Origin of the sequence: Micromonospora sp. NPDC018662 (assembly GCF_044391475.1) — a bacterium.
Taxonomy (GTDB): Bacteria; Actinomycetota; Actinomycetes; order Mycobacteriales; family Micromonosporaceae; genus Micromonospora.
Genome location: NZ_JBISAC010000001.1, coordinates 733,823 through 750,079, shown reverse-complemented (window position 1 = coordinate 750,079; position 16,257 = coordinate 733,823). Strand labels below are relative to the sequence as shown.

Sequence of the window (16,257 nt, the reverse complement as noted above, 5' to 3'; positions counted from 1 at the left end):
CCGGACGAGCGAGGAGACGGCATGGCGGGGCAGCACCGGTTGGATCCGCACGACGGGCGCGTCGCGCGCTTCTTCGCCGACCGGCACCTCGCCACGTTGACCACGTTGCGCGCCGATGGCACCCCGCACGTCGTACCGGTCGGGGTGACCTTCGACCCGGAGGCCGGCCTGGCCCGCGTGATCACCTCGGGCGGCTCGGCGAAGGCGCGGCACGTGGCCGCCGCGGGGCCGGCCGGCACGCCGGTGGCGGTGTGCCAGGTCGACGGCCGCTGGTGGTTGACCGTGGAGGGGCGGGCGGTGGTGCGGCGCGACCCGGCGTCGGTGGCCGAGGCCGAGCGCCGGTACGCCGAGCGCTACCGCACGCCGCGCCCGAACCCGGAGCGGGTGGTGCTGGAGATCGCGGTGACCCGCCTGTTGGGAAGCCTGCCCGACTGAGTCGTTCGTCCGGTTCCACGGTGGCGGCGACCACGCCCGGAAATGGGCGACCGACCTGGGCCGTTGCACTCCCCGTACGCCGAGCGCCACTCCCGGTGCCACGTCTCCCGTCGCGGAGCGTCGACCCCCGAATGGAGCCTCGCATGAACCCGATCGTCCGTAGGTGCCTGCTCTCCGTCGCCGGCCTGGCCGCCGCCGGCAGCGCCGTGGCCGGCCCGGTCACGGCCGCGCACGCCGCCCCGGCCCCGGTCAAGGGCAAGGGTGACCGCAGCGCCGACTACGAGTACCAGGCACAACCGAACTTCTTCTACTGCGGGCCGGCGTCGACCCGGATCGCGCTCTCGGCCGAGGGCCGGGACGTCAGCCAGGACGAGCTGGCAGCCAAGCTCGGCACCACCGAGAACGGCACCGACTCGGCAGTCGACGTCACCCGGGTGCTCAACGAGTACACCGGCGGCAAGTACCGGACCACCGAGATCCGCGACGAGGTGGCCACCCGCGAGCAGGTGGCGCGGCTGCGCGCGGACATCCGGACCGCCGTGGACGCCGACCGCCCGGTGGTGGCGAACATCCTCGGCGGCGCGCGGGACGTCGACGGGGTGGAGCACAGCTACCCCGGCCACTACGTCACCGTGGTGCGCTACACCGACGACGGGAACACGGTGCTGATCGCCGACCCGGCCCGGCCGGACGAGCCGACGTACTGGATGAGCGTGACCGAGTTGGCCAACTGGATCGCCGGCCGGGGCTACAGCGCCTGACGCGCCGGACACGACGAATCCCGGGTGCCCGTTCGGGGCGGCCCGGGATTCGTCCTCGGGTGCTCAGCGCCCGGTGTCGCCCTCTCCGGTGCGCTGCTGCGCCATGTCGACGCCCTTGTCGATCTGCTGGTCGTACTTGCCGCCGGTGCGCTTGTCGACCATGTCACCGGCCTTCTCGATGCCCTGGTCCACCTGCTTGTCGTGCTTGTCGGCGAAGTCCCGGGCCTTGTCCATGAAGTCACTCATGTCGCATCTCCCTTCGGTACCTTGAAAGCCTTCCCTGCGGCCGGGGGCGCAAACACCGGCCGGGCGTCGACGGCCCGGGTGTCGGATTCACCCGCGTCGGGTACCAACGGCCACGATCGAGGAGGCGACGTGGACGACGACGCTGGCACGCCCGACCCGGCCCGCCCCGCCGGGGCCCGACCCGACACCGCACGGTCCGACACCGGGCGGTCCGATTCCGGGGGCTCCGTGCTGCTGCCACACCCGGGGCCGCGGCAGACCTGGGCGGGGCTGCCTTGGCCGGTGCGGACGGCGGTCACCTGGAGCCTCTGTCTCCTGGTGGTGGCCACCGGGCTGTGGCTGCTCGGGCGGATCGCGGTGCTGCTGGCGCCGCTGGCCGTGGCGTTGGCCGGCACGCTGTTCCTGACCGCGCTGCTCGACCCGGTGCTGGTGCGGCTGCGCCGGCTCCGGGTGCCGGCCGCGCTCGCCGCGCTGCTCACCGTCCTGCTGCTGCTCGGGGTCCTGGTCGGGGCCGGCGTCCTGGTCTGGAACCTCACCGCCAGTCAGTTCGGGGAGCTGAGCCAGCAGCTCGACGAGGGCCTGCAACGCAGCCGGGACTTCGTCACCTCCACGCTGCCGGTCAGCGACCAGCAGCTCGACAAGCTGGTCGAGCAGATCCGCCAGGGCGTGAGCGCCGGCGCCCCCGACCCGGTCGCCGGTGCGCAGAAGGTCGCCGAGGTGGCCGGCGCGCTGCTGCTCGGTCTGGTCCTCCTGTTCTTCCTGCTCAAGGACGGCCGGTCGATGTGGCACTGGGTGCTGCGCCGGCTGACCGGACCGCGTCGCGAGGTCACCGCCGAGGCCGGCCGGGCCGGCTGGCGGACGCTCGGCGCGTACAGCCGGGGGACGATGATCATCGCGGCGATCGACGCCATCGGCATCGGGCTGGCGCTGGTCGTGCTGCGCGTCCCGCTGGCGCTGCCGCTCGCCCTGATCACGTTCCTCGGCGGGTTCGTGCCGATCATCGGCGCCACCGTGGCCGGCGCGGTGGCGGTCCTCGTCGCGCTGGCCGCGAACGGCCCGACCACCGCCCTGCTCACCTTGGCGGCGGTGATCGCGGTGCAGCAGATCGAGGGCAACCTGCTGGAGCCGCTGGTGATGCGCCGGCAGGTCCAGCTCCACCCGGCGGTCATCCTGGTGGTGGTCACCGCCGGCACGCTCGTCGCCGGGGTCGCCGGCGCGTTCGTCTCGGTGCCGATCGCCGCGGTGCTCTGGCGGGTGCTGGACACCGTGCAGCGGCACCGGGCCGGCGGGACCGCGCGCGCCGCCGACGCCACCGGCTGAGCGGCCGGCGCGGCGGCAGCCGGGCGGCGGCTCAGGCCGGGTGCGGCTGGCGCAGGTGGGCGACGAACCAGGCGCCGGCCTGGTCGGCCACCTGTTCCAGCGTGCCGGGTTCCTCGAAGAGGTGGGTGGCGCCGGGGACGATCCGCAGCTCCGCCACCTCGCCCAACTCGTCCCGCGCCTGCTCGTTGAGCGTGATCACCTGCTCGTCCAGCCCGCCGACGAGCAGCAGCGTGGGCGCGCGTACCGCGGTCAGCGAGCTGCCGCCCAGGTCCGGCCGGCCGCCCCGGGAGACCACCGCGCCCACCCGGTCGGGGCGGGCCGCGGCGGCGACCAGGGCGGCGGCCGCGCCGGTGCTGGCGCCGAAGAGCCCGATCGGCAGGCGCCCCAGCTCCGGGTCGGCGCCCATCCAGTCGACGATGCCGGCCAGCCGTTCGGCGAGCATCCCGATGTCGAAGCGCAGCTCGGCGGTGACCTCGTCGCGCGCCTCCTCGTCCACCGTCAGCAGGTCGACGAGCAGGGTGGCCAGCCCGCGCGCGTGGAGCGCCCGCGCCACCGCCACGTTGCGCGGGCTCTGCCGCGAGCTGCCGCTCCCGTGGGCGAACAGCACCACGCCGCCCGCCCCGGAGGGAACGGACACGTCCCCCGTGAGCCCACCCTCCACCACCGGTACCGAAACCTCCCGCACACCCCTCACCTCCGCCCCGGCATACCCCACCTCCCGGCGATCATGAAGTCGACGGCACAGAGAGCGCTCCCCAACTCATCAACATCATGATCACCGTCGCTGGCCAGCGCCTCGTTACGTGTTTCGTGTTCAAGGCGGATCGCGCGAGCGGTAGGGCACTGCGGCTCGGCATGGGCTATGACTCAGCGACATCGTCATGCCTCCTCGGCATGACGCGCAGGGATGCCTTGCGGGCCGCGGCGAGGGCGAAAGCAGGCGTATGAGCACGGGGCGGGCGGCAGGGACCGGCGAGCCCTCTCGCCTCGCCGGGTCCTCCAAAGCGCGAGAAAGATTTAGATCTTGGTACGAAATGGCCCCCATAGGGGCCGATTCGTACCAAGATCTCCGGGGCGACAGCGCGGCGCGCGTGGGTTGCCTTGACGTCGGCGACAAGGTTTAGCGTCGGGCGTGGCAGAGACGAAGGGGGGCGCGGATGCGGATCGGGGAGCTGGCGGAACGGGCCGGTACGAGCGCCCGCACGCTGCGCTACTACGAGACCCAGGGGCTGGTCCGGCCACGCCGGTCCGCCAACGGCTACCGGGTCTACGACGAGGCGGAGCTGCGCGTCGTGCACGAGATCCGGTCCCTGCTGGCGATCGGCTTCGGGCTGGACGACATCCGACCGTGTCGCCTGCCTGCGCGCCGGGCACGACTCCGGCGACGTCTGCCCCGACTCGGTGGCGGTGCTGCGACGCAAGCTCGCCGAGGTGGACGACTACCTCGACCGGCTCGGCGCGGTCCGCCGTCGGCTGCACGACCAACTCGCCCACGCGATCGCCCATCGGGAGGAAACATGCCTCAGGACACGCAGGCCGGCCGACTGACCGCGGTCACCGACGCCACGTTCGCGGCGACGGTGCTGGCCGCCGACCGGCCGGTAGTGGTCGACTTCTGGGCCGAGTGGTGCCCGCCCTGCCGGGTGGTGTCCACGCACCTGGCCGAGCTGGCCGAGGAGTTCGGCGACGCGCTGCGCTTCGTCACGCTGAACATCGACGAGAACCCGGACACCGCACGGGCCCACCGGGTGATGTCCGCGCCGACCATGCTGGTCTTCCGCGACGGTGAGGTGGTCGGCTCGATCGTCGGTTCCCGGCCGAAGAACCACCTCCGGCTGAGCTTCGCCCGCCACCTCGACGATTGAGTCACGCCTCGGGCGGGAACGCGCGCCGTGACCACGGACCCCGACCGATCGCGAGGATCTGAAGATGGCGAAACAGGACAGGTCCCGGCAGCAGGACCGCACCGACCAGGAACGCCGCGAACGGGAGCTGGAACGCTCGCCGGAGTGGGCCGACCAGGCCGCGTCGGCGCGTACCCCGGACGACCCGCGGGCGATGGCGCCGCGGGACGCCGGCGGACGTCCGTCCAACGGCCGCCAGTTCTGAGGTACGCGGACAGCGCGGTCCCGCCCTCCGGGGTGGGACCGCGCGACCTCAGCCGGCGTGCTCCGGCAGGTGCATCAGTGGCGCCCGGCCCGGCGGCTGCTCCGGCTGCGGCCCGGACGGGTGCACCGGCGGCACCGGCACGGTGACCGGCCGGGCGCAGGTGACCCGCAGTGGCTCACCGTGGTGCAGCAGGTCCAGCACCGTGTCCGGCCCGCCGTTGCGCAGCGAGTACGTGGTCTGGTGCGGCCGGACGTCGACCCGCAGCCGCATCGACCGCCACTGCAACGAGAACTCCAGGCGGCTGAGCCGGCTGGAGAGCCGGGGTGCGAAGGACAGCGTTCCGTCGTGGTCGCGCAGCCCGCCGAAGCCGGCGACCAGCGCGATCCAGGCGCCGGCCAGCGACGCCATGTGCACCCCGTCGCGGGTGTTCTCGTTCAGGTCGTGCAGGTCCATCAACGCGGCCTCGCGCAGATAGCGGTGGGCCAGCTCGGGGAAGCCCACCTCGGCCGCCAGCACGGCCTGCGTGCAGGCGCTCAACGACGAGTCCCGGACCGTGCGACGCTCGTAGTAGGTGAAGTTGCGCAGCTTCTCGGCGGCGCTGAACGCGTCGCCCCGCCAGTGCATGGCCAGCACCAGGTCGGCCTGCTTCACCACCTGCTTGCGGTACAGGTCGAAGTAGGGGTAGTGCAGCAGCAGCGGGTACTTCTCCGGCGGCGTGTGCTCGAAGTCCCACTCCTGCAACCGGGTGAAGCCCTCCACCTGCTCGTGCACGTCGATCTCCGCGTCGTACGGGACGTGCATGTCCTGCGCGGCGTCCCGCCAGGCGGCCGCCTCCTCCTCGGTGACGCCGAGGTCGATGGCCTGGTCGCGGTAACGCATCGCGCAGTCGGCGGCGGTGAGCAGGTTCCGCTGCGCCATCAGGTTGGTGTAGACGTTGTCGTTCTTCACCGCGGTGTACTCGTCCGGGCCGGTCACCCCGTCGATGTGGAACCGGCCGGCGCGGTCGTGGTGGCCGAGCGAGCGCCACAGCCGGGCGGTCTCGACCAGCAGTTCCAGCCCGATCTCGCGTTCCAGCGCCTCGTCGCCGGTGACCAGCACGTAGCGGCGCAGCGCGTCGGCGACGTCGGCGGCGATGTGGAACGCGGCGGTCCCGGCCGGCCAGTACGCCGACGACTCCGGCCCCTCGATGGTGCGCCACGGGAACGCCGCGCCCTTGAGGTTCAACGTGCGGGCCCGCTCCTGCGCCTGGGCCATGGTGTCGTAGCGCCACTGCAACGCGTCCCGCACCGCGCTCGGCTGGGTGTACGTGAGCACCGGCAGCACGAACATCTCGGTGTCCCAGAACGCGTGGCCGTCGTACCCCGGGCCGGTGAGGCCCTTGGCCGAGATCGGCCGCCGTTCCGCACGGGCACCGGCCTGGAGCACGTGGAAGAGGCCGAAGCGGACCGCCTGCTGCACCTCCGGGTCGCCCTCGACGCGCACGTCGGCTGCGTCCCAGAACGTGTCGAGGTATTCGCGCTGCGCGCGGCGCAGCCCGTCCCAGCCGTCGAGGCGGGCGGAGGACAGCGCGGCGCCGACCTGGTCGCGCAGCGCCGGCAGGGACCGCCGGCTGGACCAGCCGTACGTCAGGTACTTGACCACCCGCAGCTTCTCGCCGGGCTTGAGCACGCAGCCGACGGTGGTGCGGACCCAGTCCTCGTACCCCTCGGTTTCGATAGTGGTGTGTTCCGGGCCGTGCACGTCGTGGCTCATGCCGGCGGCGACCCGCAGGCCGCTGACCTTGGTGCGGTGGATGAGCAGGCCACCGTCGTCGGTGGTCAGCTCCTCCTCGGCCTGCAACGGCGATTCGAGCACGGCGGCCACCCGGGGGTCGCGGCTCTGCGGCGGCAGCGACTCGTTCGCCACCAGTTCGGACTGGAGGATCAGCCGCAGCGGGCCGTCCACCGCCTCCACCTCATAGTTGATCATCGCGACCGAGCGATGGGTGAACGACACCAGCCGGGTGCTGCGGACCTTGACCTCGCGGCCGGCCGGGGACCGCCAGTGCACCTCCCGCTGGAGCGTGCCGGCGCGCAGGTCGAGGACCCGCTCGTGGTCGATCAGCTCGCCGTAGCGGACGTCGAGCGGTTCGTCGTCGACGAGCAGCCGGATCAGCTTGCCGTTGGTGACGTTGACGATGGTCTGCCCCGACTCGGGGAAGCCGAAGCCGGCCTCCGCGTAGGGCAGCGGGCGCAGCTCGTAGAACGAGTTCAGGTAGGTGCCGGGCAGGCCGTGCGGCTCGCCCTCGTCGAGGTTGCCGCGTAGCCCGATGTGGCCGTTGGAGAGCGCGAGGACGGACTCGGACTGGGCCAGCACGTCCATGTCGAGGCGGACCTCGCGGACGTGCCAGGGCTCGACCGGGTACGACCGTTCCCGGATCACGGGGTCGGCTCCGTGGTGAGCAGCTCGGCCAGGTCGGTGACCACCACGTCGGCGCCGTGCGCGCGCAGCTCGTCGGCCTGGCCGACCCGGTCGACGCCGATCACGTACCCGAAGCCGCCGGCCTTCCCGGCGGCCACCCCGGCGAGCGCGTCCTCGAAGACGGCCGCGTTCGCCGGGTCGACGCCGAGCATCCGGGCACCCGCCAGGAACGTGTCCGGGTGCGGCTTGCCCTGGAGACCGCGCTGCCGGGCGACCACGCCGTCGACCCGCGCCTCCAACCACCGGTCCAGCCCGGCGGCGTGCACCACGGCCTCGCAGTTGGCGCTCGCCGAGACGACCGCCCGGCGCAGCCCGGCCTCGGTGGCGGCCTCCAGGTAGCGCACCGAGCCGTCGTAGACCTCGACACCGTCGTGCGCGATGCGCTGGAGCAGGACGACGTTCTTGCGGTTGCCGACGCCGTTGACGGTGTCCGCGTCCGGCGGGTCGTCGGGGGTGCCCTCGGGCAGCGTGATGCCGCGCGAGGCCAGGAACGATCGCACCCCGTCGGCACGCGGTTTTCCGTCCACGTACCGGTTGTAGTCCGGTCCGCTGTCGAACGGGCGGAACGGCTCGCCGGTCTCTGTCGACCGGCGACGCAGGAGCGTGTCGAACGTCTCGGCCCAGGCGGCGTTGTGCACCTTGGCGGTCTGCGTCAGCACGCCGTCCAGATCGAAGAGACACGCGGTCACGTGCGCGGGTAGGCCCAGCATTGCCTGAATCTATCCAGGCGGGTCACCGGGCAAACCCGATTCGCGTGTCAGCGGTTCGGGCGTAGCGTCCAGGTCACGGTGAGCGCCGAGGTGACGGTGCCGTCCTCGGTGCCGATCTCCACCTCGACGTCGAACTCGGGCCGCTGCCCGGCGTCCAGCTCGGCCAGCACGTCGGCCGGCGGATGGCCGAGCCGCGCGGTGGCCAGCACCGGGCCCATGGCGACCTTGCGGTAGCCGATGGTCGCGGTCACGGCCAGCGGTACGGCCCGGTCGAGCACCTGCCCGAACGCGGCCAGCACCACCGCGCCGGAGGCGGTCTCCCCGAGGGTGAACATGGCGCCGGCGTGCGGGCCGCCCACGTGGTTGTGGTGTGCCGGGTCGTCGGGGAGCCGCACCACGGCGCGGACCCCGCCGTCGGCCTCGGGCGCGACCTCGACGACCTCGATGCCGAGCGTACGGGCGAACGGCACGGCTTCGAGGAGACCGGCCGCCACCTGGCGAGAGTCGATGGACATGCCCGAACGCTACTCGCCGGTAACTTCCCGGGCAAGCCGGCGGCCGGCCGACGTCAGCCCGCGCTGAGATCGGTACGGCGGACGATCCACCAGACGGTCAGGAGCGCCACCGCGGTCAGGCCCAGGTAGCCGCCGGCGACGATCAGGTGGAAGTCGGTGATCCGACTGCCCGGCTGATAGAGCAGGTGCTGTTCGAGATGGTTCTCCGCGAAACAGGCGAGCGTCCGGCCGCTGCCGTTGTCGGGCGGGCAGAGGCGTTGCAGCTCGACGCCGGTCAGCTCACGCCCGGAGGCGTCGAACGCGCCGGACGGCCCGTCGATCCCATAGTCGATCATGCCGCCGCTGACGACCAGGGCGTTGTCCCGGAGCACATCGAGGTTCGGCCCGCCGATGGGGCGGTGCGCGGACAGCGGCGTCATCAGCGTCGGATAGCGCCACTGGACGAGGTAGGTCAGGCCGACGAAGCCCACGATCACGCCGAACACGCCCGCGAGCGTGCGCCTGAGCACGGCGCCGAGTGCGACCCCGATCGCGAACCAGCAAAGGCTGATCACGACCGGCAGCATCGCGGTGTTCAGGAACGGCTCGTACTCGAACAGGCTGACCGGACCGACCAGGGCCCGGGTCCGCTCCAGATGGTCGCTGACCCCACCGACGGCCGTGGTCACCGCCGCCACGAACAGGCCGAGCACGGCCAGCCTGGTCCACAGCCACCGTTCCGGCGAGACGTCCTGACTCCAGGCCAGCAGCAGGGTGCGCTGCTCGTGTTCCCTGGTCAGCACCGGGACGCCGACGAACACGCCGATCAGCAGCGGCATCCACTGCACCACCCGCAACAGGGCGGCCATGGCCAGGACCAGGGGCGAGGACCCGGCGAGCCGATCGGCCTGGGGAGAGTTGTCGGGGCAGAACGTCTCGTGACACTGGTGCCACAGGCTGGTCAGCTCGACGGAGAGGTAGGTCATCCAGCCCACCAGGACCGCGGCCAGGACCAGCGTGCCGATCAGGGTCCACCGGTGCTGACGCCAGGTCAGCCAGAGCAGACCGCGTACGCCTCCGGCGTGCCCGAGGTCGTCCCGGCGATTCGTGGGGGCGGACACTTCGGTGACCGGGCTCATGCGGCTGCCTCCCGCTCGTGCGGTGCGGTGGACGACGCCTTCAGATAGGTCAGGATCAGCTCGTCCAGGGTGATGGGCTGGGTGGTCCAACCGGGGGCCACGACGGCGTGCGCCGTCGGTGTCGTCGGCAGCCGGAGGACGAAGGTGGACTGGCGTTCGGTGTGCTGCGCCTGGACGACCGTGCCCGGACCGGGTGGCTGGTCAGCCCGTGGGCCGGTCAGCCGGACGTGGTCGTCGAGCAGCTCCTCGACGTCGCCGGTGAGCACGGGCCGACCCGCGTCGAGCAGCAGCAGATGGTCACCGACGCCACTGAGTTCGGCGATGATGTGGGTCGACAGCATGACTGTCATGTCGGCGTCGGCGGCCTCCGCCATGAGTTCGCCGGTCACCTCGGTACGGGCCACCGGGTCCAGGTTCGCGAGGGGTTCGTCCAGCAGCAACACCGCCGGGCGGGAGCCCAGCGCGACCGCCAGCGCGACCTGCGCCCGCTGCCCGCCGGACAGCCTGCCGCAGCGACGGTCGAGCGGGATGTCGAAGCGCCTCAGCCAGGACAGCGCCCGCCGCTGGTCCCACACACGGTTGGTCGACCGGCCGAAGCGGAGCATCTCCGACACGGTGAAGTCGCGGTAGAGCGGCTTGTCCTGGGCCAGGATCGCGACCCTGCTCCCGCCGTCGACGGACCCGCCCCGCACCACCGGTCGGCCGTGCACCAGCAGCGTGCCGCTGGTGGCCGCCAACGTGCCGGCGATGATGCTCAGCAACGTCGACTTGCCCGCGCCGTTCGCACCGACGAGCGCGATGATGCGGTTCGCGGGCAACTGGAAGCCGCACTCCCGGAGCGCCCACACGCGGCCGTAGCGCCGGCTCAGCTCGCGGGCCTCGACGGCGCTCGACTGGCCGCTCACGCCGCACCCTCCCGCTTCTGGCGCGTCGCGTTCTCCACGATGACGGAGGCGAGCAGCGCCTGGACGTCCTCGTCCTCCAGACCGGCCTCCCGGGCCTGGCCGAGCCACCGGGCCAGGCTGCTCCGCAGCCGCGCCATGACGTGGGGATCGGCGTTGCCGAGCGTCCCGCTGACGAAGGTGCCCGCCCCCTGCCGCGCCTCCACCAGGCCGGACAGCTCCAGCTCCCGGTAGGCCTTGAGCACGGTGGTCGGGTTGACCGTGCACGAGGTCACCACGCTGCGCACGGTGGGGAGCTGATCTCCCGGTTGCAGGGTCCCGATCCGGAGCGCTTCGCGGACCTGCCGCACCAGTTGGGCGTACGCGGGGACACTGCTGGACCGGTCGACATGAAAGTTGATCACCTGACGAGCCCTCCTCAGGATTGTTATGGTTAAGTAGAACACCAGCTAATAACCATGGCAAGGCGCTTCGGGCGTTTCACCGGCTGCCGACTCCGGGTAGCGAGTGGCCCATGAACCGCGATCTCGCGAGAGGGCTGACGGTGGCGTGGGGGCTGCCGGAGTTCCGCGCCGGGCTGCGCCACCTCGTCGACCTCGACGAGGTGACAGTGCTGCTGGCCGCGCTGTCCGTCCCGGACCACGACGGCGAGGTCGAGCGGAGCCTGCTGGGCCTGCTGCGGTCCGGCCTGGCGACGACCGAGGTCCGGGAAGCGGTGTTGCTGCTGCTGGAGCGCGACACGGTCCGCCGGCCGCTGGTCGCCGCCGCGGTGCAGCCACTCTCGGACCGACCGGCCCGGGTCACCGCCATCACGTCGGCCACCGAGGACCCCGCGGTACGCCGCGAGGTGCGGGCGATGCTGGACAGCGCCGACGTGCGCGAGCTGATCTGGCAGGCCATCGACCGCCAGGTGAGCGACGACCGGTTCGGCCTGGTCCGCCGGGCGGCCGTGCTGTTCGTACGGCACCCGAGCGCCCGTCGCCTCGCGTGGGCGCTCCGCCGGCACGGCGTGCTCCGCGAACTACGCCGCAAGACGTGACCATTGAGTGTGGCGATGACGAGGCGACCGACGCTGTTCCTGACCGTGGGGCTCCCCTGCACCGGCAAGACCACCGCCGCTCGGCGCATCGAGCGGGAGCGGCAGGCGCTTCGCCTGACGAAGGACGAGTGGGCGAAGGCTCTCTACGGGCCCGAGAACCCGTCGTCGGCCCAGGACGTGATCGAGGGACGGCTCATCGAGGTCGGCCTGCGCGCGCTCGAACTCGGCATCAACGTCGTGCTCGACTTCGGCCTCTGGAGTCGGGACGAACGCTCCGCGCTGCGGCAGGCCGCGGCGGACCTCGGCGCGACGGTGGAGCTGCACTACTTCGCACTCGCCGCCGCCGAGCAGCGCAGGCGACGCGATCAGCGGCAGGCCGAGGCGCCGCACACGACGTGGCCCATGTCCGACGAGGAGCTCGCCGGGTGGGCCGCCACCATCGAGGTCCCCACGCCCGGCGAACTCGACGGCAGCGAACCCGTCGACGCCCCACCGGCCGGGTTCGCGAGCTGGGACGAGTGGCGCACCCGTCGCTGGCCGCCGTCGGTCTCCTGACGAGGCGCGACGGCTCATTGTCTCTTAATAAGAGACAATGAGCCCGCTCGGAGGGAGCCTTGTCTCTTCATAAGAGACATTAGGACATGACGGCCGTGCACCGATCAGGGATCCTTACCCGGACATGCCGGTCGTACTCGCGACCGAGGCCGCCACACCGACTGAGCCCATGTAGCGCGAGCGGCCTGCCCGATGTCCGCGCCGGCACCCGTCAACGGTCACGGCCCTCCCTCCGTCACCGGCAAGCGCCGGCGGCGGGGCCGGTCAGGCGCGCTTGGTGTGGGCGACGAACGCCGCCCAGCTCGCCGGCGTGAACGTCAGCGCCGGCCCCTGCCGGTCCTTGCTGTCGCGGACCCCGACCACGCCGGGCAGATTGTCCGCCACCTCGACGCAGTTGCCGGAATTGCCGCTGCTGCGGGTGCTCGTGCGCCAGGTCGCGCCGGTCAGCTCCATCGGTTCGCCGCCTCCGAGATCGCCGCCAGGGTCGCCCCGTGCGGCATCGCCTCCGCGCGGACGGACTCCCAGGTCTGCCGCAGGGAGTTCACGTCCACCGCCCGTTCCACGATTGTGCCGTGCAACTGGTTGTCGAGATAGCCCACGTCGTCGCCGTCGGCCGGGGTGGCGAGCACGAACGCGCCGTTGAGCCCCGGATGGGCCCCGACCGTCTCCGGCACCACGTGCAGGTGCACCCGGGGCCGGCGGCCCATCTCGACCAGGTGCGCCAACTGCTCCCGCATCACCTTCGGGCCGCCGACCGGGCGGGTCAGCACCGAGTGGTCGAGCACGGCCACGAACTGCGGCGGCGCGGGCTGATCCAGCACCGCCTGCCGGGCCAGCCGCGCGGCCACCTGCTGCTCCAGCGCCTCACCGACAAGCGGACTCGCGCCGTCGTGCAGCGCGCGGGCGTACTCCTCGGTCTGCAACAGGCCCGGAATCACCAACGGCTCGTAATTGCGCAGCGCGGTCGCCTCCTGCTCGATGCCCACCCACTCGCGGAACCACGGCAACAGCGACTCCTGCACCAGCGCGGCCCGGATGCGGACCAGCAGGCCACCGGCGTCGAGCACCTCGTCGCAGCGCTCGGTGAACTCGGCACGCGGCGCGCGGCGGCACTGCTCGACGGCCGCCACCAGCGACGCCGAATAGCTCACCCGCTCGCCCAACGCCTCCTGCGTCAGCCCGGCCTCGGCACGGAGCCGGCGCAGCTCACCGGCGAACAGCTCCCACAACGCCATACGGATCATCTGCACACCTCTGCACACGGCTGCACACGGAAGACGGCCGATCGGACGGCCCGGAAGGTGGGGGTGGAACGCCTTCCGACCCTAGCGACGCGGTGACGAGACTGTCACGCAGCGGAACCGAACTCGTCCGGAACCCGCTAATCGAGAGGAGCGCCCGTGACCAACCAACGCCCGTACCCCCGGCATGCCGCGCCGCACACACCGCTGCGTCCGATGTGGTGCTGCCGGGCCTGCGGCCAGCAGTGGCCCTGCCCGACCGCCCGCCTGCTGCTCAAGAACGAGTACGAGGACAACAACGTCGGCCTGTCGCTCTACCTGTGCGGGCTGTTCTACGAGGCGACCCGCGACCTCTACCGGCTGAACCCGGCCGGCGCCCCGGCTCCCGCCGACATGTTCGCCCGCTTCGTCGCCTGGGGGCGCCAGGCGTGAACCCTTGAGCTGAAGCCGGGTTGATGTTCTACCTTCGCTCCCATGACGACGCCGCAGATGTCCGACGCCGAACTGGCAGGCCAGCCCGCCGCCTACTGGACCGGCGTGGCCTACGAGTCACTCATCGCCTTCACCCGCGCACGGCACGCCGAACTCGGCTTCACGCAGCCGCAGTTCTGGCTGCTGCGCAACCTCTCCCCGAACGACCTGCTGCCGCAGGGCGGCGGGCTGACCGTCGCCGAGCTGCGGCAGGCGATGCGCTCCTACCTGCGGGCCGAGGACGACCTGGCGGCCGAGTCGCAGGTGCTGCTGGAGCGCGGCTGGCTGGTCCGCGACGAGGACGGACGGCTGTCCATCACCGAGGCCGGGGAGGCCGCTCGCATCGACCTCAAGCGTCACGCGCCGACCATCCGGGCCCGCATCCACGAGGGCATCGACGACGCGGACTACGTCACGACGCTGAAGGTGCTCCACCGGATGATCAGGAACACCGACGGCTCCGCCCCGGCCTGAGGCGCGCCCGGTCACGCGGTGACGTCCGCCGGGCGCCGAGCCGGTGCTGCCGGTGCCGGCCGGTCGACGTGCAGGGCCGCGGTGAAGCTGACCGCGCCGAGTGCGGCCAGGGCGGCTATCCCGGCGAAGACCGGCCGCAGCCCGCTGAGCTGCAACGCCGGCCCGGCAGCGGTGTAGCCGACGAACGCGGCCAGGTTCTCGGTGGTCGTCACCGCGGTCATCACGTGCGGTCGGAGGAGCGCCGGGGCGCGTACGGTGGCGCGCGTGTTGATGGTCGCCGCCAGCACCGGCGTGGCCAGGCCGACCAGGAACAGCCCACCGGCCACCACGGACACCCGATCGACGAGCAGCAGCCACAGCGGGGCGCACTGCAACAGCGCGGCGGCGGTGAGGGCGGGTCTGGTCATCCGCCCCAGACCGGCGACGGCCACCAGGCTGCCGACGACCAGGCCGGCGCCGTTCGCGGAGGTGAGCAGCCCCAACGTCCGAGGGTCGCCGCCCAGGTCGTCCTTGACCAGCACCTGGAGGCAGATGAACACGGCGGGAATCGAGAGGGTCACGAACGTCTGGGCGAGCACGAAGAGCCGGAGCGCCGGGTGGCGCAGCGCGTAGCGCAGGCCCGCGAAGGTGGCGCCCCGCCCGCCCGCCGGGTCGGCCGCGCGGTGCGCGGTGGCGGCCGGGCGGACGAAGGCGATCAGAATGAGGTACGAGACGAGGTAGGTGCCGGCGTCGATCGAGAGCACCTGGACCGGGCCGAGCAGGGCGATGAGCAGGCCACCGAGCGCGGGCCCGGCGAGGGCGGCGATCCGGGTCGCACCGTCGATCAGGCCGTTGGCCCGGGCCAGCAGTTTCTCGTCGGTGCCGCGCGCCGGGCCGAGCAGCTCGGGCAGGATGAGCCGCTGCGAGGAGACGTAGGGAGCGGTGAACGCGCCGAGGCCGAACGAGACGACCAGCAGGGCCGGCAGGCTCAGCCAGTCCGCCTGGTGCAGCAGCGGGATCAGCGCCATCAGCGGGGCGCGCGCGGCGTCGCAGATCAGCATGGTGCGGCGCACCCCGAGCCGGGCCACCACCCGACCGCTGGGCAGGCCCAGGCTCACCACGCCGAGGAACTCCGCGGCCAGGACGGCACTCATCCGCACCGGCGAACCGGTGGTCACCAGCACGAACCACGGCAGCGCAAGCAGGGTGAGCCAGGAACCGAAGGTGGACAGCAGCTTCGCGACGAACAGGGCGAGCAGGCCCGGCGTACGCAGCATCAGCTCGGGCCGTCGTCGGTGGGGACGGCGTACCCGAAGAAGGCGACGCGGCGGGCGCGGGCGCTGCGCGGCCGGGCGGCGGCGGTGTATTCGCCGACGACCGCCTTGATGCGCTCGGTCATCTCGACCAGCTCGTCCGGGTCGAGATGGCCGACGTCCTCGCCGACCCACGCCGCTTCCTGCCAGGCGGTGTCGAAGTCGTCCTGGCGACGCTGGTAGGCCTCCAGCGCGGCGAGTCGCTGGGCGATGAACTGCTCCCGCAGCGCCCGGGACGCGGCCACGAACTCCGGTGAGCCGTCGCCGGTCGCGGACCAGGTGATGCCCCGGCTGGTGGCCCGCCAGGGCCGTTCGCGGCCGTCCGCCAACTCGGGTGCCGGCTCGACCAGGCCCCACTTGGCCAACTGGCCGACGTGGTAGCTGACCGATGCCGTCGACTCGCCGGTCCGGTCCGCCAACCTCCGCCCGGAGGCCGGACCGTCGACGGTCAGCAGCTCAAGAAGCTTGAGCCGGACGGGATGGGCGAGCGCGCGCAGCGCCTGCGGGTCGGTGATCTGCCGCTTCTGCTGGGGTGACATGGAGCCAACATACCTTGGCCAAGGTATGTTGGCTTGCCGCATGGTGTTAAGCGGGGCCCCCTCCTATGCA

At 72.3% G+C, this 16,257-nt stretch carries 21 protein-coding genes and 1 pseudogene; 10 read left to right on the top strand and 12 right to left on the bottom strand.

Going from position 1 to position 16,257, the window contains the following annotated elements; genetic code table 11:
* Positions 1-21 precede the first annotated feature (21 nt).
* Both ACH495_RS03650 and ACH495_RS03645 read left to right on the top strand, forming a co-directional pair.
* A complete protein-coding gene (locus ACH495_RS03650) occupies positions 22-435 on the top strand; it encodes a pyridoxamine 5'-phosphate oxidase family protein (protein WP_396856176.1) in 414 nt (137 codons plus the stop codon).
* 143 nt (positions 436-578) lie between these two features.
* Positions 579-1,196 carry a C39 family peptidase gene (locus tag ACH495_RS03645; RefSeq protein WP_396856175.1) on the top strand — a complete coding sequence of 206 codons (618 nt, stop codon included), beginning with the start codon at positions 579-581 and terminating at the stop codon, positions 1,194-1,196.
* Between the two features lie 63 nt (positions 1,197-1,259).
* Here the strand turns inward: ACH495_RS03645 and ACH495_RS03640 are convergent, their stop codons facing one another.
* Positions 1,260-1,442 (bottom strand): antitoxin, encoded by a 183-nt coding sequence (locus ACH495_RS03640; RefSeq protein WP_396856174.1) that lies wholly within the window; start codon positions 1,440-1,442, stop codon positions 1,260-1,262.
* A gap of 129 nt (positions 1,443-1,571) precedes the next feature.
* Here ACH495_RS03640 and ACH495_RS03635 point away from each other — a divergent pair, with 129 nt between their 5' ends.
* Positions 1,572-2,762, top strand: coding sequence for an AI-2E family transporter (locus ACH495_RS03635; RefSeq protein WP_396856173.1), 1,191 nt, complete (start codon positions 1,572-1,574; stop codon positions 2,760-2,762).
* A 31-nt stretch (positions 2,763-2,793) separates the two neighbouring features.
* Here ACH495_RS03635 and ACH495_RS03630 read toward each other — a convergent pair whose 3' ends face one another.
* Positions 2,794-3,456 carry a dienelactone hydrolase family protein gene (locus ACH495_RS03630; protein ID WP_396856172.1) on the bottom strand — a complete coding sequence of 221 codons (663 nt, stop codon included), beginning with the start codon at positions 3,454-3,456 and terminating at the stop codon, positions 2,794-2,796.
* A gap of 463 nt (positions 3,457-3,919) precedes the next feature.
* Between ACH495_RS03630 and ACH495_RS03625 the strand changes: the two are divergent.
* The 3 genes and pseudogenes from ACH495_RS03625 to ACH495_RS03615 all read left to right on the top strand — a co-directional run bounded on the left by ACH495_RS03625 (position 3,920) and on the right by ACH495_RS03615 (position 4,871).
* Positions 3,920-4,310: pseudogene (locus ACH495_RS03625) on the top strand (MerR family transcriptional regulator).
* Positions 4,280-4,627: a thioredoxin gene (trxA, locus tag ACH495_RS03620; RefSeq protein WP_396856171.1), complete on the top strand. Its 348-nt coding sequence runs from the start codon at positions 4,280-4,282 to the stop codon at positions 4,625-4,627. The pseudogene ACH495_RS03625 and the gene trxA overlap by 31 nt, the downstream one beginning before the upstream one ends.
* Positions 4,628-4,691: 64 nt before the next feature.
* Positions 4,692-4,871: a hypothetical protein gene (locus tag ACH495_RS03615; RefSeq protein WP_396856170.1), complete on the top strand. Its 180-nt coding sequence runs from the start codon at positions 4,692-4,694 to the stop codon at positions 4,869-4,871.
* Between the two features lie 48 nt (positions 4,872-4,919).
* Here the strand turns inward: ACH495_RS03615 and ACH495_RS03610 are convergent, their stop codons facing one another.
* Genes ACH495_RS03610 through ACH495_RS03585 form a run of 6 tightly spaced genes read right to left on the bottom strand, consistent with a single transcriptional unit; the run spans position 4,920 to position 10,980 of the window.
* A complete protein-coding gene (locus ACH495_RS03610) occupies positions 4,920-7,292 on the bottom strand; it encodes a glycoside hydrolase family 65 protein (RefSeq protein ID WP_396856169.1) in 2,373 nt (790 codons plus the stop codon).
* Complete coding sequence (locus tag ACH495_RS03605) at positions 7,289-8,041, bottom strand: beta-phosphoglucomutase family hydrolase (protein ID WP_396856168.1); 753 nt, start codon at positions 8,039-8,041, stop codon at positions 7,289-7,291. Before ACH495_RS03605 ends, ACH495_RS03610 begins: the two co-directional genes overlap by 4 nt.
* Positions 8,042-8,088: 47 nt before the next feature.
* Positions 8,089-8,556 carry a DUF4442 domain-containing protein gene (locus ACH495_RS03600; RefSeq protein ID WP_396856167.1) on the bottom strand — a complete coding sequence of 156 codons (468 nt, stop codon included), beginning with the start codon at positions 8,554-8,556 and terminating at the stop codon, positions 8,089-8,091.
* 53 nt (positions 8,557-8,609) lie between these two features.
* The gene (locus tag ACH495_RS03595) at positions 8,610-9,674 is read right to left on the bottom strand and encodes an ABC transporter permease (protein ID WP_396856166.1); all 1,065 of its coding nucleotides are present in this window, start codon (positions 9,672-9,674) and stop codon (positions 8,610-8,612) included.
* Complete coding sequence (locus ACH495_RS03590) at positions 9,671-10,579, bottom strand: ABC transporter ATP-binding protein (protein WP_396856165.1); 909 nt, start codon at positions 10,577-10,579, stop codon at positions 9,671-9,673. Before ACH495_RS03590 ends, ACH495_RS03595 begins: the two co-directional genes overlap by 4 nt.
* Positions 10,576-10,980, bottom strand: coding sequence for a GntR family transcriptional regulator (locus tag ACH495_RS03585; protein ID WP_396856164.1), 405 nt, complete (start codon positions 10,978-10,980; stop codon positions 10,576-10,578). The genes ACH495_RS03590 and ACH495_RS03585 overlap by 4 nt, the downstream gene beginning before the upstream one ends.
* Before the next feature lie 110 nt (positions 10,981-11,090).
* Here ACH495_RS03585 and ACH495_RS03580 point away from each other — a divergent pair, with 110 nt between their 5' ends.
* Together ACH495_RS03580 and ACH495_RS03575 are read left to right on the top strand one after the other, a co-directional pair.
* Positions 11,091-11,615: a hypothetical protein gene (locus ACH495_RS03580; protein ID WP_396856163.1), complete on the top strand. Its 525-nt coding sequence runs from the start codon at positions 11,091-11,093 to the stop codon at positions 11,613-11,615.
* A gap of 15 nt (positions 11,616-11,630) precedes the next feature.
* Complete coding sequence (locus ACH495_RS03575; RefSeq protein ID WP_396856162.1) at positions 11,631-12,170, top strand: AAA family ATPase; 540 nt, start codon at positions 11,631-11,633, stop codon at positions 12,168-12,170.
* A 264-nt stretch (positions 12,171-12,434) separates the two neighbouring features.
* Here ACH495_RS03575 and ACH495_RS03570 read toward each other — a convergent pair whose 3' ends face one another.
* Together ACH495_RS03570 and ACH495_RS03565 are read right to left on the bottom strand one after the other, a co-directional pair.
* Positions 12,435-12,623: a DUF397 domain-containing protein gene (locus tag ACH495_RS03570; RefSeq protein WP_393512124.1), complete on the bottom strand. Its 189-nt coding sequence runs from the start codon at positions 12,621-12,623 to the stop codon at positions 12,435-12,437.
* The gene (locus ACH495_RS03565) at positions 12,614-13,414 is read right to left on the bottom strand and encodes a Scr1 family TA system antitoxin-like transcriptional regulator (protein WP_396856161.1); all 801 of its coding nucleotides are present in this window, start codon (positions 13,412-13,414) and stop codon (positions 12,614-12,616) included. The genes ACH495_RS03570 and ACH495_RS03565 overlap by 10 nt, the downstream gene beginning before the upstream one ends.
* 213 nt (positions 13,415-13,627) lie before the next feature.
* Between ACH495_RS03565 and ACH495_RS03560 the strand changes: the two genes are divergently transcribed.
* Both ACH495_RS03560 and ACH495_RS03555 read left to right on the top strand, forming a co-directional pair.
* On the top strand, positions 13,628-13,843 hold the full coding sequence (locus tag ACH495_RS03560; protein WP_396856517.1) for a hypothetical protein: 216 nt from the start codon (positions 13,628-13,630) through the stop codon (positions 13,841-13,843).
* A gap of 42 nt (positions 13,844-13,885) precedes the next feature.
* Positions 13,886-14,356 (top strand): MarR family winged helix-turn-helix transcriptional regulator, encoded by a 471-nt coding sequence (locus tag ACH495_RS03555; protein WP_396856160.1) that lies wholly within the window; start codon positions 13,886-13,888, stop codon positions 14,354-14,356.
* An 11-nt stretch (positions 14,357-14,367) separates the two neighbouring features.
* Here ACH495_RS03555 and ACH495_RS03550 read toward each other — a convergent pair whose 3' ends face one another.
* Together ACH495_RS03550 and ACH495_RS03545 are read right to left on the bottom strand one after the other, a co-directional pair.
* Positions 14,368-15,612 carry an MFS transporter gene (locus ACH495_RS03550; RefSeq protein ID WP_396856159.1) on the bottom strand — a complete coding sequence of 415 codons (1,245 nt, stop codon included), beginning with the start codon at positions 15,610-15,612 and terminating at the stop codon, positions 14,368-14,370.
* Positions 15,612-16,187, bottom strand: coding sequence for an ArsR/SmtB family transcription factor (locus ACH495_RS03545; protein ID WP_396856158.1), 576 nt, complete (start codon positions 16,185-16,187; stop codon positions 15,612-15,614). Before ACH495_RS03545 ends, ACH495_RS03550 begins: the two co-directional genes overlap by 1 nt.
* Between the last annotated feature and the right edge of the window lie 70 nt (positions 16,188-16,257).

Bases quoted from the DNA above. Each gene is read 5' to 3' on its own strand.
- ACH495_RS03640 (WP_396856174.1), bottom strand. From the start codon at position 1,442: ATGAGTGACTTCATGGACAAGGCCCGGGACTTCGCCGACAAGCACGAC.
- ACH495_RS03600 (WP_396856167.1), bottom strand. From the start codon at position 8,556: ATGTCCATCGACTCTCGCCAGGTGGCGGCCGGTCTCCTCGAAGCCGTG.
- ACH495_RS03570 (WP_393512124.1), bottom strand. From the start codon at position 12,623: ATGGAGCTGACCGGCGCGACCTGGCGCACGAGCACCCGCAGCAGCGGC.
- ACH495_RS03550 (WP_396856159.1), bottom strand. From the start codon at position 15,612: ATGCTGCGTACGCCGGGCCTGCTCGCCCTGTTCGTCGCGAAGCTGCTG.
- ACH495_RS03650 (WP_396856176.1), top strand. From the start codon at position 22: ATGGCGGGGCAGCACCGGTTGGATCCGCACGACGGGCGCGTCGCGCGC.
- ACH495_RS03545 (WP_396856158.1), bottom strand. From the start codon at position 16,187: ATGTCACCCCAGCAGAAGCGGCAGATCACCGACCCGCAGGCGCTGCGC.
- ACH495_RS03555 (WP_396856160.1), top strand. From the start codon at position 13,886: ATGACGACGCCGCAGATGTCCGACGCCGAACTGGCAGGCCAGCCCGCC.
- ACH495_RS03615 (WP_396856170.1), top strand. From the start codon at position 4,692: ATGGCGAAACAGGACAGGTCCCGGCAGCAGGACCGCACCGACCAGGAA.
- ACH495_RS03605 (WP_396856168.1), bottom strand. From the start codon at position 8,041: ATGCTGGGCCTACCCGCGCACGTGACCGCGTGTCTCTTCGATCTGGAC.
- ACH495_RS03595 (WP_396856166.1), bottom strand. From the start codon at position 9,674: ATGAGCCCGGTCACCGAAGTGTCCGCCCCCACGAATCGCCGGGACGAC.
- ACH495_RS03565 (WP_396856161.1), bottom strand. From the start codon at position 13,414: ATGATCCGTATGGCGTTGTGGGAGCTGTTCGCCGGTGAGCTGCGCCGG.
- ACH495_RS03575 (WP_396856162.1), top strand. From the start codon at position 11,631: ATGACGAGGCGACCGACGCTGTTCCTGACCGTGGGGCTCCCCTGCACC.
- ACH495_RS03645 (WP_396856175.1), top strand. From the start codon at position 579: ATGAACCCGATCGTCCGTAGGTGCCTGCTCTCCGTCGCCGGCCTGGCC.
- trxA (WP_396856171.1), top strand. From the start codon at position 4,280: ATGCCTCAGGACACGCAGGCCGGCCGACTGACCGCGGTCACCGACGCC.
- ACH495_RS03560 (WP_396856517.1), top strand. From the start codon at position 13,628: ATGTGGTGCTGCCGGGCCTGCGGCCAGCAGTGGCCCTGCCCGACCGCC.
- ACH495_RS03580 (WP_396856163.1), top strand. From the start codon at position 11,091: ATGAACCGCGATCTCGCGAGAGGGCTGACGGTGGCGTGGGGGCTGCCG.